Consider the following 14285-nt stretch of genomic DNA (forward strand, 5'->3'; position numbering starts at 1 on the left):
TTCTATTGAGATGTTACGATCAGCCGATGTTTGAAGCGATGGTCTGCTCGATAGCTGCAGCATTTGGAGACATTACAAGGTAAACATAGTTACCGGCAGTCTTAACTGAGCTTGCTGCAACGATCTGATACTGGTCAGGCATGTAATCCTGAAGCTCCTGTGCCTTCTGCTGCTGAACTGCACTGAGCTGACCTGCAAGTGCTGCCACGCTTGAAGCATCCTTTGCCTTAAGGATGGCAACTGTGTCTGCATGTGTTACATCCTCAGCCATAGCGAAAACGTAACCCTCAAGCTGTGATGCATCGATTCCGTAATAGTTTGCGATATAGTTTGCATCAACATTGATCATACCGGGAAGAAGACCTGTAACCTGGCTGTAAATAGCGCTTGGATCTGCACCTGATGACTGAGCCTTGGTCTCCTCGGCTGTTGTCTCTTCTACAGTTGTCTCCTCTACTGTTGTTTCTTCCGCTGTAGTTGTCTCTTCTTTTGTTGTTTCCTCAGTGGTTTCTTCCTCTTTAGAAGACTCCTCTGTTGACTCTTCCTCTGACTCTGATGACTCTTCTGCTGCAGCTGTTGTTTCTTCTGCGGCTGCTGTAGTCTCCTCTGCCGCAGCTGTTGTTTCCTCTGCTGCTGTTGTGGTCTCCTCAGCTGTTGTTTCCTCAGCGACTGCGGTTGTCTCTACTGCTGCTGTTGTAACAGCCTCTGCTTCTGCCTTCTTGCCGCATCCGTTAAGCATAAGTGCTGATGCTGTGATTACCGCGAGTGTTGTTGCTACTATAGTCTTTCTCATATTGTTTCTCCCCTTTGAACTCTATACATAATTAATGCAAGGATTATAAAATCCTTGCACCATTATAAAGACTAATTTCAATTTTAACAACGTAAAGATGAAATTTTCGTTTTTCCTAAACAAAGCAAAATTTACTGTGTTTCCGTGGTCTGTTCCTGATCATCTTCCGATTCAGGCTGTACATCGTTAAGATGTGCCTCAGCATATTCCTCAAGTGCAGCCTGCCATACCTGATATGCGGCATTGGTCTCATGCACATAACTGTCGCTGCAGTAAACCTTTGAAAGACATCCGTCACTGTCGCAAAGCCTTGACGCAATATCCACATAACCCCAGCCGTTTTCCGCCGCCAATGCTGCCATCTGTGCATTAAGCGCCCGGATGTTTGCATTGTTCAGATTCTTCTTTTCAGAGCCCCTGTACATCGGCGTTGTGCTGATGATGGTGATCTCTATTCCCGGGATCTCTGACTGAACTTTTGCTATAAACTGAAGATACGTTGCAACGGTATTGTCAACGCCGGCATAAAGATCGTTCAGCCCGAAAAATGTATAAATGTGTTTTGCTCCCATAAGCTTCAGAGAATCCCAGGCATATTTCTGCTGCCCCTGATATATGGGATGACAGGACTTACTCGTAATAGCCGAAAATGCATTGTGAACAGAGTAACTTCCTCTGGTAAGGAATTTGAGATTCTGAAAAATAGGAAATGCCCCGTTTTTCACAGCATAATTTGAGAAACCCAGTGCTACGGAATCCCCCACCAGAACAGAATCCTTGAAAAAGTTTCCTATTTCAAAAGCGTGCATAGCCTCAGCCTGAAGCCTTAACTGCTCTTCCAGCCACGCTCTATTCTGCTGCTCCTGAAGGATTTCCTCCTCTGTCATTCCCTGAGGAAACGTTTCTTCTGTTGTTCCCGTTGTAGAATCACCGGTTTGTGCCCCCACTGTAGGACCTATGACACCGTTTTCCGAAGTTTCCGTCGAAGAAGCCGGTGTATCCGCAAATGTTGTCAAAACCGGTGTTATGGCCAAAACGGCACACATCAATGCCGCTGCAAGCTTTCTGTTTCTCATATTTCCTCCCATATTAATGCATGTTCCTGAACCATAATATTATCTGATATACAGATGCAGATAAAGCCGGTTCTCTTATAATTAAGGTTTGTTAAAACCCTCTTAAACACATTCCGTTTTAATATTTCGTCACTTAAGAATCCCAATATAAGCTGACGATAAAAAGAATCTACTCTATTATAGCTGATGCCGGCAGCAAGTTTTCTTAAATATACTTGACGATAAGGAGTACAAAACTTAGATTATTCCTATGAGTAAGATAACATTTAAAAAACCCGGTAATTTCATATATCCTGTTCCTGCCGTAATGGTAAGCCTTAAAGACAGATCCGGCAGAACAAACATCCTGACCGTTGCCTGGACCGGCACCATATGTTCCGATCCACCCATGACATATATTTCCGTACGAAAAAACAGAGGCAGCTACCCCATGCTAAGGGAATCCGGTGAATTTGTCATAAATCTCCCGGACGAAAAACTTGTAAAAGCCCTTGATTATTGCGGCGTCAGAAGCATTGCCACCGTCGACAAGTGGAAAGAAATGGGGCTCCACGAAGAAGAGTCTGCCATGGTTTCCGCCCCCTCCATCAAAGAAGCCCCCGTTTCCATCGAGTGCAAGGTGACTCAAGTGCTCCCTCTGGGAAGCCATGACATGTTCCTCGCAGAAGTTGTCGCCGTTCGTGTAGACGAACAGTTCATCGATGAAAAAGGCGCCTTCCACATGGATCAGGTAGGCCTCGTAGCCTACTCCCACGGCGACTACATGTCCCTCGGAGAGAAACTGGGCAGTTTTGGGTATTCCGTCAGAAAGAAACCGCTGCCGGTAAAGAAACAACACTCCGGAATAAAGAAAACTGCGGAAAAGGTCAACACCTCTGCGAAACCAACTACCAATAGAAAAACCAGCAAGAAGAAACCTTCCAGCCAAAAACCTTCAGATAAGAAAAACAGATTTTAATAAATAGAAAACGTGAAGAAAATGCAAGGGATGGGTGGCTAGGCTTGCCTGATCAGCGTTTCGTGAGAAATGCTGATGCCACCAGGCGGCGAGGCTGTTTCGGCGTAAGCCGAAATCAAACGAAAATGCCTGCGCGTAGCGCATTCTGATGGCATTTTCTCCTTGGAGTTGAAAGAACAACCCCGCGGACATGTCCGATCAGTATGCACACACCTGTGCATACTGGGCGAACATGTCCGCGGGGTTGTTCTTTCAATCTCGTGGGCCGTCACACGTCCCTTACATTTTCTGTACCATTAAATAATCTTTCGGTATCATCACGCCTGTACCGGAACAACAGGAACAACAGGAATCACTTCACCTTCTGAACCGGCTGCAGTAGTTTCGGTTGTGGCAGTTTCACCTGCAGAGGCAGCTGCATCATTGGCATGAACATAGTTCTGAGCTGCCGCATACTCACGGAGACACTGAACCCAGATAGCATAAGCATCATCATTCTGATGGATTTTCTGGTCTGTACAGTAAACAGGGTTCAGATTTCCGTTTGCATCTGCAAGGCGGTTAGCGATATCTATGTAGCCATATCCGTTCTGTGCGGCATATTCCTGCATGGAAGCATTAAGCTTACGTACTGTATCATTGTCAAATGCCCAGCTCTTAACGCCTTTAATTGAAGACTGATGACTTGAATAAATGTAAGTTGTACTTATGATAGTAATGTCTACATCCGGATTTGCAGCCTTGATCTGTCCGATGTAGGTTTTGTAATTCTCGAAAACCTCACTTGGACGACCCTGAATATCATTAAGACCAAGAGAAATATAAACATGCTTTGCACCCATTATACCAACCATCTCATAGGCATAATGCTGAGCTCCGCCATACCATAAATGTCTAACGCCTTCTGTTCCAATGGGCTTAAGCTCCTCATCCATGCTATAGCTCGGCATGGTTATGAACTTAAGGTTTGCAAGGATCGGATTAGCACTTCTCGCAATAGCATATCTCCTGAAACCGTCTGCCACTGAATCACCGATGATAAGGGAATCCTTGTAAAAATCAACCACGCGCTGATCTTCCTGAGCATTAACAACCGGATCCTGGGAAAGCTCTGTGGCAGCCTGAGTTTCCTGAGCTGCGGCAGTCTCTTCTGCCATTGAAATAATGCCGGATGAAACGATCATAGATGAAGCAAGTGCAATGATTGCTGCCTTCTTTAATAACTTTTTCATACTCTCTACTCCTCTTATAATTTCTTTTATTTACAATAAATGTATCATATTGTCGAAACCTACACTACCGCATGAAGGTACGGTAAAAATCCTTCAGGTATATTTGGTATAGTACTTTATTTTTTATTATGCAAGTCCCATCTTTTTAAGAGCATATTCCTTGAGCGAATTTGTCCAAATGTCATAGGCCAGGTCGTTCTGGTGGATATACTCGTCAGAGCTGTAAATCGGATTCAGATCTCCGTTAGCGTCTGCCAGGAGGTCTGCAACATTGATAAAGCCCCAGCCGTTTTGTGCGCAGATCTGCTCCATGGCTATGTTGAAGGCTTTAACATTGGCACTTGTCATGGTACCGTGGTACTTGCCCGGGTAAATGTAGGTGGCACTGATCACAGTTATGTCAACATCAGGATTAACAGCCTTGATCTGATTGATAAGCCTCTGATAATCCTCAAGAACTGTGGGAACCTGAACCTCGGTTGTTCCGAAAGAAAGGTATACGTGCTTCGCACCCATAAGCTGGATGGAATCCCAAACGTAGCGCTGCTGTCCCATGTACATTGGGTGGTAGCTTGTAGTACTGATACCATCAAAAGCACGTTGAATGGAGAAACCGTTGGCAGTAAGTGCCTGGAAATTCTTAAGCACAGGATCCTCTTTGTGATCATAAGCGTAAAGACCAAAGCCTTTTCCGATAGAGTTTCCGACGATGACAGAGTTCTGGAAAAACTGATCCAGGGCATCATCAACGGAAAATCCCGGAGTGCTGAGAGTGCTGATGCCTGTGCCCGGCATCGTACCTGCTGCGGCAGACGCATCTGAACTGTAATTGCCGAAATCCACTGCAGAAATTCCTGTGGCGGCAGCAAGGGACCCAAAACTGCAAACACCGGATACAAGCATTGTGCCCAGTGCCAAAGCTGCGATTTTTTTAATCTGTCTCATAAAGACCTCTTCTATTAATTATAATTTGCAAGGAGTATTGTAGCACAAAAGAACAAAATCGGTTTATAAAATCAATTTGAACTTCATTTACAAATTAATGACGGAAGCGGAGAGAATATAAAAAAAGTAAAAAATAATTTATAGAACTTTATATTAAGTCATGCAACCACCTTGCGATAGTTGACTTGAGGGAAAATAAGAGTAAAATTATGGGAGTGTAACAAGTGCAGATATAGTACATCGGTAGTACATCGGCTTCCCAAGCCGAGGAGGCGGGTTCGATTCCCGTTATCTGCTGAATTGAAAACATGGCGGAAATCCTAAAAGAATGGCTTATTCTCTAGGATTTTCGCCATTTTTATTACTGAAAATTACTAATCCGGCAGAATTCTCTGGTAACTCAGTAAGTCAACACCGGCACTATCCCCTGTTCATTGCCTTCATTGTAGGTTTTCCGGACGAAATTCAGGAATTTGCGAACCGTATGAGAAGCATTCTTCCGGAAGAATATTCCGTAGGGCAGGGTATAGTCCCACTTGCATGGTATCACCTTCATGCCGGGAAGAATGTCATTCCAGCACATGGGCACAAGTAAGAGCTGTCCCTTAAATCCTCCGCCCCAGAGGATAACCTCGCTGGGATAATCATGAATGTCGAGATTTATTCCATTAGTCCTCATGCAATCAAACATTTCCACTATAGTTGGGGCACCTTCGACCCTGAAGCACATTACCGTTTCCCCGGAAAGCTCCGACGGAGAGACTATATCCTTTTTTGAAATAGAGTGTCGTTCCGGCGCCGCAAAGCCAAATGGCACGTCACATATTCTTATAAAATCCCATTCCTTCATCCAGGGAACTCCGCTGTTGACGCTTTCAATGAGATCGGTCTGGGCCGGTATACGGTGCTCGGTATCGATGGAGACCATGTTTATCTTCACATTGTCATTTACAGCCGAGTACAGCATCCAAAGCTCATAAAGCAGGCGGCTTTTCTCCAACAGTGAAGTGCCTATGGAAATGTGATTCTCTCTTTCTGCTATGGCACGAACCTCTTCCATTATGGCATCCCCTGCATGAACCCATGACCTGGCCTCCTTTTTCAGGAATTCTCCGGCAGGAGTCAGCTCAACTCCACCACGGTTTCTTTTCAAGAGTCTCACATCAAGTCTTTTCTCCAAAGTGTTTATCTGCTGAAGCACGGCACTCGGTGTAATGTATAGTTCCGTCGCTGCCTTATTAAAACTACCCCTTTCACATACCGCAAGAAATGTCTGTATATGTGTGCTGTACATAATCTATCCTCATCTCCTTATATTTTGTTTTCAGTTGAAGCCTTAACCGGCTCTGTTATTTCCTTCCTTTTCAATTAGGTTATTTACTTAAATTGTATAAGCAATGTCCCTTCTTCCTTCAAAAAAGGTCAACCGGTATTAAGTAAAACTAAATACACATTAACACAATTGAAATATACAAACAACGGCGTTCATAAGAAAATACTGTTAAATTAATGCCAATGTCTTGGCTTGATCTATTCACTTTATCTTATCAATATCTTGGATGCGTATTCACGATCCGCAAGGAGGAAAAATGGCTAAACTGATTTCCAGAAGAGATTTTTTGAGAGGCACAGCAGCAGGTGCCGTAACATTAACAGCAGGTGCTGTTATAGGAGGACTTACTGGCTGCAGTTCCAACACGCCTGAGGCAACAACTGCCGCAGCAACCGAGGCTGCCACCACTGCAGCTGCAACTGAGGCTGCAAAAGCAGGACTTTACATTCCCGGAACTTATACAGCAGTTGAAAAGGGTCTTGAAAGTGATATCACAGTCACAATGACATTTGACGAAAACAGCATAACCGATGTAAAGATCGATGCTTCAGGAGAAACCGAGGGTATCGGAACAGCAACTCCGGAGCCGCTTTCAAAGGCAATCCTTGAGGCACAGAGCGCTGAAGTGGATGCTGTGTCCGGCGCCACAGTAACATCCAATGCCGTAAAGAAAGCTGCTGCCAACTGTATCGCACAGGCAAAGGGCGAGGCCGTAACCATGGCTGCCGACGCAGACAATGCTGCCGGTGCTTCCCAGGATGACTGGCTTGGTACAGAACCTGAAATAAGTGATGCTGATGTATATAACGAAGTTGAGGCCGATGTTATAGTTGTAGGCCTTGGTGTTGCCGGTGTGGCAGCTGCAAGAGGCGCCGCAGAGGCAGGCGCAACAGTAATCGGTATCGATGGTGCAGCTGCACCCTGCTGCCGTTCCGGAGAGTATGCGGTCATCAACAGCCCTAAGCTCAATGCCCGCTGGCCGGAGAGAGCATTATCAAGAGAAGAAGTTGACGAGATCATCGATTCTCATGTTAATGAATCTTCATACCGCGTAAAGAGAAGCATCGCGAAGAAGTGGGCTGACAACATTGGCGAAGCCTTCGACTGGTGGACAGATGCCGATGACCATCTGTTCATAGCCGATGAGACAAGACAGCCTATCGAAGATGAGAATGCTGACGACTTCATGATTCCTATCTTCCGTCCGCTTCCTTCTTATAAGGATGCAAGCGGCAATGAGCACGTATACAACTGGAAGGAAGAGCGCTTCCCATGCTATCCGACTTCTGTTGAGTTCCTGCCGAGCCAGGCAGCTACCTTCACAGCTAACTGGGACAAGGCGCTGGCAACCGGTAAGGTAGAGGCTTATTTCGGACACTTCGGAAAGAAGCTCATCATGGAGGATGGAAGATGTGTCGGTGTCTATGCATTAAACGACGACCCTCAGTCTTCTGATAAGGGCAAGTACCTGAAGCTCACAGCAAAGAAGGGCGTTATCCTTTCAACAGGTGATTACGGTTCCAATGATGCTGCCATGAAGCATTTTGCTCCGGATGTAATGAAGACTCACCAGAACAACAGACTTTTCACTTCCTTCGACGTAAACGGAGTTCCAACAAACCAGGGTGAAGGTCTCAGAATGGGTGCATGGGCAGGCGCAAAGGTTATGGGCTACAATGCCCCTATGATCCACCACATGGGCGGCGGTGCCGATCTTTCAGGTGTTGGTGTTATGGGTAATGCAGGCTTCCTGAACCTGGACATGGACGGAAAGCGTTTCATGTGCGAGGATCTTCCGGGACAGCAGCTTGAGAACCAGATCGAGCAGACCAGACTTATGCAGAGCTGGCAGTTCTTTGATGCAAACTGGCCTGAGCAGGTAACTCACATGCCGGCAGCTCACGGTGGTGCATGCTATTTTGAAGATTACGCTTCCATAGATGAAGCTCCTAAGAACAATAAGACTTACCGTAACTGGAAGAGCCCTTATCAGCTTGAGGCTGCTGTTCAGGACGGCAGATGCTTAAAGGCAGATACATTGGAAGAGCTTGTTGCAAAGGTATATCCTGATGATACCGCTGCACAGGAGCAGGCTCTTCAGTCCATCAAGAGATATAATGAGCTTGCAGCAGCCGGCTATGATGAGGATTTCCACAAGGTTCCGAGCCGTCTCATGCCTGTGGATACAGCTCCTTTCTATGCCGATCAGTTCACAACCGCTATCATGCTTGTTTGCATCGGTGGTCTCGAGTCTGATGAGGACTGCCACACATTCACAGAGGTGACAGATGAGCAGGGACGCCAGGTTTGCGGCGAGATCATCAAGGGTCTCTATGTTGCGGGAAATATGCAAGGCGGTAGATTCGGAATGGAATATCCTATCGGGCTTAAGGGTGTGAGTCACTCTATGGCTATGTACTATGGTAAGGTTGCAGGGGAGAATGCTGCTGCCGAGATCTGATGAGACCGATAGGTTTTGAAATGGGCCAGAAAATGCAAGGGACGGGTGACAGCCCACGAGATTGAAAGTACATCCTCACAAACAAAGTCCGCCCGGTATGCACAGGTATGTGCATACCGGGCGGACTTTGTTCGCGAGTCTGTTCTTTCAACTCCAAGGAGAAAATGCCATCAGAATGCGCTACGCGCAGGCATTTTCGTTTGATTTCGGCTTACGCCGAAACAGCCTCGCCGCCTGGGGGCATCAGCATTTCTCACGAAACGCTGATCAGGCAAGCCTTGCCACACATCCCTTGCATTTTCTTCACATATCGATTACCGGAACTTAAAGCAGATTATGATTACGCCGAAAGAGCCTCGCCGGCTACCGGCATCAGCTTTTACTATGAACATTTATAAGCAAGACATTGGCACCCTTCCTTTTCTTCACGTTATCACTCAACGTGTTTTAATGGATACCTTATGTCTCCTGCCTTTTAAACTGTAGTCTAACTGTTTCCCTGCGACCTTTTGTGAAGGAAACAAATTATATAGGTGATATTTTGTGTAGAATATGTGGTAAAATCAACGGAGATTGAATAAAAAATGGATGACAGGAGGGTGTTTGCATGAAGATTTTAGGGGCTATGCCTTTTAGTGATGAGGACAGGAAGTATATTGAGAGCAAGACAAAGGGGCATGAGATTGTTTATAAAGCGAAGGAGATTGTGGAGGAAGCAGATGTGCAGGATGTAGATATCATCCTGGGGAATGTTTCTCCGGCGGTTGTGGCAAAGGCACTGAAGCTTAAGTGGCTTCAGACCAATTCTGCAGGTGTTGATAATTACTGTAAGGAGGGAATTCTTTTGCCTGAGACTCTCCTCACCAGTGCTTCAGGTGCTTATGACACTACGGTTTCTGAGTGGATGGTTTCAGTTTGCTTTATGCTGGCTCGTAAGGAAGATCTTTATATGAGAAATCAGGTCAACAAAGAATGGAGGCCGGAGGGCAAGGTGGTTTCCATTGAGGATTCTGTGACTCTTGTTTTGGGGCTTGGTTCTATAGGTAAGCATTATGCCAAGAAGATGCATGCCTTAGGAAGCTATGTGATCGGCGTTACAAAGCATCAGCATAGTGACAAGCCTGAATTTGTTGATGAGTTCACCACTGTCGAGCACCTTGATGAACTCCTTCCAAGAGCAGACTACGTTGCCATGGTGCTTCCGGGAACGGCGGAAAATGTTCATATCATCAATGCTGACCGCCTCAAACTTATGAAGCCGACTGCATATCTCATCAATGCCGGCCGTGGCAATGCAGTGGACGGAAAGGCGCTGAATGACGCCCTCAGAAACGGAATAATCGGAGGAGCAGCCCTTGATGTAACAGAGCCTGAACCCCTCCCCGCAACAGATCCCCTCTGGGATGCCCCAAGATGTATCATCACCCCTCACATCGCCGGCCAGTTCTACCTCCAGAAAACCTTCGATAACATCGTAAAAATCACCGGAGAGAATTTAGAAAAATATCTTGCCGGCGACATCGCCTCCATGAAAAGTAAAGTAGATCACAAAAAAGGCTATTGATAAAAAGCCTATTGTGTATAAATGTCTTGCCTGCCGGTTATCAATGTGTGAAGAAAATGCAAGGGATGTGTGGCTAGGCTTGCGAGTTGAAAGAACAGACTCGCAGATATGTACGAACGGAATGCACATACCTGTGCATACCGGGCGAACATATCTGTGAGGCTGTACTTTCAATCTCGTGGGCCGTCACGCATCCCTTGCATTTTCTGCACCATTTCACAACCCCCCGGAAACACCTTCCGGGGAGTAAATTTAAATCATTTATTCTACAATCGCGCCTGTATCAGCGGAGTGTACCAGCTTAGCATACTTCCTGAGATAACCTGTGAGGTTTCTCTGTTCGCGGATCTGCATGGTCTTCTTGCGCTCTTCCATCTCTTCATCGGAAACCAGAAGCTCGATGGAATAGTTCGGGATATCGATCTTTATCTTGTCTCCATCCTTCACATAAGCGATAGGTCCGCCGGCCTGAGCCTCGGGTGAAACGTGTCCGATGGCTGCACCACGGGATGCACCGGAGAAACGACCGTCAGTTACAAGAGCAACCGTAGTATCAAGCTTCATGCCTGCGATGGCTGATGTAGGGCTGAGCATTTCTCTCATTCCCGGTCCGCCTGCAGGTCCCTCATAACGGATAACCACGCAGTCTCCCGCCTTGATCTTTCCGCCATAGATTGCGCCGATGGCCTCTTCCTCGGAGTTGAATACTCTTGCGGTACACTCATTAACCATCATCTCAGGTGCAACTGCTGAACGCTTAACGATGGAGCCGTTAGGTGCCAGATTTCCGTAAAGCACCGCAAGTCCGCCTTCCTTGAGGTACGGATCGTCAAACGGTCTGATGACATCTGTATTTCTGTTCACAGCATCCTTTGTAACCTCACCGATGGTCTTTCCGAGAACAGTCATGCAGTCTCTGTTGATAAGTCCGTGCTCATCCAGGGAATGGATAACCGCATAGATACCGCCTGCCTCCATGAGATCCTGCATATGATGGTGTCCCGCAGGAGCAAGGTGACAGAGGTTAGGGGTTTTGTCGGAAATCTCATTGATCTTGTGAAGATCGAATGGGAAGCCCGCCTCATGAGCAACCGCCATGAGGTGAAGTGATGTATTTGTGGAGCATCCGAGAGCCATGTCAACTGTAAGAGCATTCTCGATGGTCTCTGCCTTAATGATATCTCTTGGGCGAAGGTTCTGCTCCAGAACCTTCATTACCTGCATTCCGGCTGTCTTGGCAAGACGGATTCTCTCGGAATATACCGCAGGAATGGTACCGTTGCCCGGAAGTGCCATACCCAGAACCTCGCAAAGAGAGTTCATGGAGTTGGCTGTAAACATTCCTGAGCAGGAGCCGCAGGTAGGACAGCAGGTATTCTCAACATCCATAACTCCTGCCTCATCCATAAGTCCTGCTTTGTAAGCACCTACTGCCTCAAACGCAGTATTCAGGTCTTTCTGATGAAGTGAAAGCATCGGTCCACCGGAAACAAATACGCAGGGAAGATTGAGACGGAGGGCCGCCAGAAGCATTCCCGGAACGATCTTGTCACAGTTAGGAATAAAAACAAGTGCATCAAGGGCGTGGCCGGTTGCCATACACTCGATGGTATCTGTAATGAGCTCACGTGAGGACAGTGAGAAATGCATTCCGTCATGTCCCATTGCGATACCGTCACAAACTGCTATTGTATTGAACTCAAGGGGTGTTCCTCCCGCCATGAGAACGCCATCCTTAACAGCCCTTGCAATCTGCTGCAAATGCTCATGACCCGGAACAACTTCGGTAAATGAATTTACAACACCGATAAGCGGGCGTTTCATCTGCTCGTCTGTAAGTCCGTCAGCCTTTAAAAGTGAACGATGCGGGGTGTGCTCGATACCCTGCTTTACTAAATCACTGCGCATAATCATTTCCTCCGGAAAAAAATCTTCTTTAATTCTTGTTGGGTCAAAAGTATCAAACTCTCACCTTTGACCCTTGCCCTTAATTATACATTCTAATCTTTCTATTGTCGCATTATTTTCCGATATAAGTGACATAATCCAAAGACTTGCGTAACAAATCGTTCCTGCTATGTTACTCGTGCCCCTGCTGAACTGTTACAGACTTGCATTTTCTGTACCATTTCACAGCAATTCAGAGTCAGCTGAATCATTAAAGCCCTGTGTCTTCAGGAAGTCCCAGCATTATGTTCATGTTCTGGACAGCGGCACCGCTGGCTCCCTTTCCGAGGTTATCGAAAAGAGCGGTAACTGAAGTCTGATCCTCATATCCGCAAACTACGATTTCAAGTCTGTTGGTTCCCGCAAGCTTGTTTGCATAAAGCTTACTGTCATTCTCACCGAATGGAACCACTGATACGAAATGCTCATCCTTATAGTACTCTGCGAGCTTCTCACAGATGTCCTTTGCGGCAGGATTTCCCGGAAGGAGTCTGTTCTGAAGCATGATAGTAGTTGCCATTCCCTTATAGTAGTCATCTACCACCGGCATAAATACAGGCGCATAGGTAAGCCCCGTAACCTTCTGCATCTCAGGAATATGCTTATGCTTTAATGTAAGTCCGTATATTCCGGGTGAACTGAGAACCTCAGGTCTGTCCTCTGCTTCATAGTCCTTTATCATACTCTTTCCACCGCCTGAATATCCTGTAAGAGAATAGCAGGTTACCGGATAGTCCTTTGGCAGAATCCCCATACGAACAAGAGGCGCTGTAACTGAAATGAGACCTGTAGCATGACAGCCCGGATTTGCTATACGCTTTCCGTTACGGATCTTTTCTCTCTGCTCCTTCGAAAGCTCGGGATAACCATACACCCATTCGTCGTTGGTTCTGTGAGCAGTGGATGCATCAATGACTCTTACATTATCATTTTCAATGAGAGAAACCGCCTCCCTTGCACCATCATCCGGAAGACAGAGAAAAACGATATCTGCGCTGTTTATATACTTTTTACGTTCCTCGAGGTCATGACGCTTGTCCTCAGGGATCCTGAGAAGTTCCAGATCCTCTCTCGACCCGATTCGATCATATATCTGCAGTCCTGTTGTTCCGCTTTGTCCGTCAATATATACCTTTGTCTTCATCATTTCTCTCCTTCAAATCGTTTTCTTGTATACCCACACTAATATCCATTCCGCCGATTTTGACCGGTAACAAAATAGTGATAGATAATTTTTTATCACAGGCCTTCAGATAAGTATCCGCCGCAGTCCAAAGGTTCACAACTTGATTTTGGGTTGATATTTATACAGAAATACCCGTATTCCAGCATTTTTATGCAAGAATACGGGTATTATAACACAGGTTCTGAATAATTACTTCAAAAGTTCGCAAATAATATCTACACATTTATCCATATCAATCTTGCTCACATCTATGCATAATGAATAATTATCTGCATTTCCCATGGTCTGACCGGTGTAGGTCTTGTAATATCTGCGGCGCTCGGCATCCTGCTTACGGATGAATTCTTTGGTAACGGGCTTCTTTACTTTCTCCGCATCCATGGCATGCTCCATACGCCATTCCTCAGATGCTGCAAGGAAAATATCAAAGGAGCTGATGCCGGCTTCCTTCAGAACATAATTGGCACATCTTCCGACAATTATGCATGGATTCTGTGACAGTTCCAGAACCACTCTGCTCTGTGCCTTAAATATCTCATCATGAGTGGAAGTAAGTGATGCCGGTGAAACCATTTCTATAAATCTGGTAGTGGGAGTATACTTCTCGCCTTCTTCATCTATGACATCTTTCTCAATTCCGCTTTCTTTAACGGTCTGGCGCACAAAATCCTTATCATAGTACGGGATTCCCAGTTTCTTGCTGAGTTTATCAGCCAATACATGGCCATGTGTTCCATATTCACGACTGATGGTGATTACTTTGTAATTCATATCTTTTTCCTCGCTCATT

Annotated in this window: 11 protein-coding genes and 1 tRNA gene; 4 read left to right on the forward strand and 8 right to left on the reverse strand. The window is 46.0% G+C overall.

Annotated features, from left to right (window positions below; all coding sequences use genetic code 11):
* Positions 1 to 19 precede the first annotated feature (19 nt).
* Complete coding sequence (locus BLV86_RS11210) at positions 20 to 793, reverse strand: DUF4358 domain-containing protein (protein ID WP_090817325.1); 774 nt, start codon at positions 791 to 793, stop codon at positions 20 to 22.
* Between the two features lie 131 nt (positions 794 to 924).
* A complete protein-coding gene (locus BLV86_RS11215; RefSeq protein WP_175456523.1) occupies positions 925 to 1869 on the reverse strand; it encodes a GDSL-type esterase/lipase family protein in 945 nt (314 codons plus the stop codon).
* Positions 1870 to 2119: 250 nt separating this feature from the next.
* On the opposite strand from BLV86_RS11215, the gene BLV86_RS11220 reads away from it, so the two are divergent.
* Positions 2120 to 2827 carry a flavin reductase family protein gene (locus BLV86_RS11220; protein WP_090817329.1) on the forward strand — a complete coding sequence of 236 codons (708 nt, stop codon included), beginning with the start codon at positions 2120 to 2122 and terminating at the stop codon, positions 2825 to 2827.
* Between the two features lie 317 nt (positions 2828 to 3144).
* Here the strand turns inward: BLV86_RS11220 and BLV86_RS11225 are convergent, their stop codons facing one another.
* Together BLV86_RS11225 and BLV86_RS11230 are read right to left on the reverse strand one after the other, a co-directional pair.
* Positions 3145 to 4059, reverse strand: coding sequence for a GDSL-type esterase/lipase family protein (locus BLV86_RS11225; RefSeq protein ID WP_090817331.1), 915 nt, complete (start codon positions 4057 to 4059; stop codon positions 3145 to 3147).
* A 126-nt stretch (positions 4060 to 4185) separates the two neighbouring features.
* Positions 4186 to 5004, reverse strand: a complete 819-nt coding sequence (locus BLV86_RS11230; RefSeq protein ID WP_090817334.1) for a GDSL-type esterase/lipase family protein — start codon at positions 5002 to 5004, stop codon at positions 4186 to 4188.
* A 226-nt stretch (positions 5005 to 5230) separates the two neighbouring features.
* Between BLV86_RS11230 and BLV86_RS11235 the strand changes: the two genes are divergently transcribed.
* A tRNA-Gly gene (locus tag BLV86_RS11235) sits at positions 5231 to 5301 on the forward strand.
* A 103-nt stretch (positions 5302 to 5404) separates the two neighbouring features.
* Here the strand turns inward: BLV86_RS11235 and BLV86_RS11240 are convergent.
* A complete protein-coding gene (locus BLV86_RS11240) occupies positions 5405 to 6298 on the reverse strand; it encodes a LysR family transcriptional regulator (RefSeq protein WP_090817337.1) in 894 nt (297 codons plus the stop codon).
* Between the two features lie 295 nt (positions 6299 to 6593).
* On the opposite strand from BLV86_RS11240, the gene BLV86_RS11245 reads away from it, so the two are divergent.
* Together BLV86_RS11245 and BLV86_RS11250 are read left to right on the forward strand one after the other, a co-directional pair.
* Complete coding sequence (locus BLV86_RS11245) at positions 6594 to 8798, forward strand: FAD-binding protein (protein ID WP_175456524.1); 2205 nt, start codon at positions 6594 to 6596, stop codon at positions 8796 to 8798.
* Positions 8799 to 9405: 607 nt separating this feature from the next.
* Positions 9406 to 10362 (forward strand): D-2-hydroxyacid dehydrogenase, encoded by a 957-nt coding sequence (locus BLV86_RS11250; RefSeq protein ID WP_090817343.1) that lies wholly within the window; start codon positions 9406 to 9408, stop codon positions 10360 to 10362.
* Positions 10363 to 10623: 261 nt separating this feature from the next.
* On the opposite strand, the gene ilvD is transcribed toward BLV86_RS11250, so the two are convergent.
* The 3 genes from ilvD to BLV86_RS11265 form a co-directional block, all read right to left on the reverse strand.
* Positions 10624 to 12270 (reverse strand): dihydroxy-acid dehydratase, encoded by a 1647-nt coding sequence (gene ilvD / locus BLV86_RS11255; protein WP_029201848.1) that lies wholly within the window; start codon positions 12268 to 12270, stop codon positions 10624 to 10626.
* Between the two features lie 250 nt (positions 12271 to 12520).
* A complete protein-coding gene (argC, locus tag BLV86_RS11260; protein ID WP_090817347.1) occupies positions 12521 to 13456 on the reverse strand; it encodes an N-acetyl-gamma-glutamyl-phosphate reductase in 936 nt (311 codons plus the stop codon).
* A gap of 228 nt (positions 13457 to 13684) precedes the next feature.
* A complete protein-coding gene (locus BLV86_RS11265) occupies positions 13685 to 14266 on the reverse strand; it encodes a cytidylate kinase-like family protein (protein ID WP_175456525.1) in 582 nt (193 codons plus the stop codon).
* Positions 14267 to 14285 lie beyond the last annotated feature (19 nt).

The organism is Oribacterium sp. KHPX15, from assembly GCF_900107835.1.
Taxonomy (GTDB): domain Bacteria; phylum Bacillota; class Clostridia; order Lachnospirales; family Lachnospiraceae; genus Oribacterium.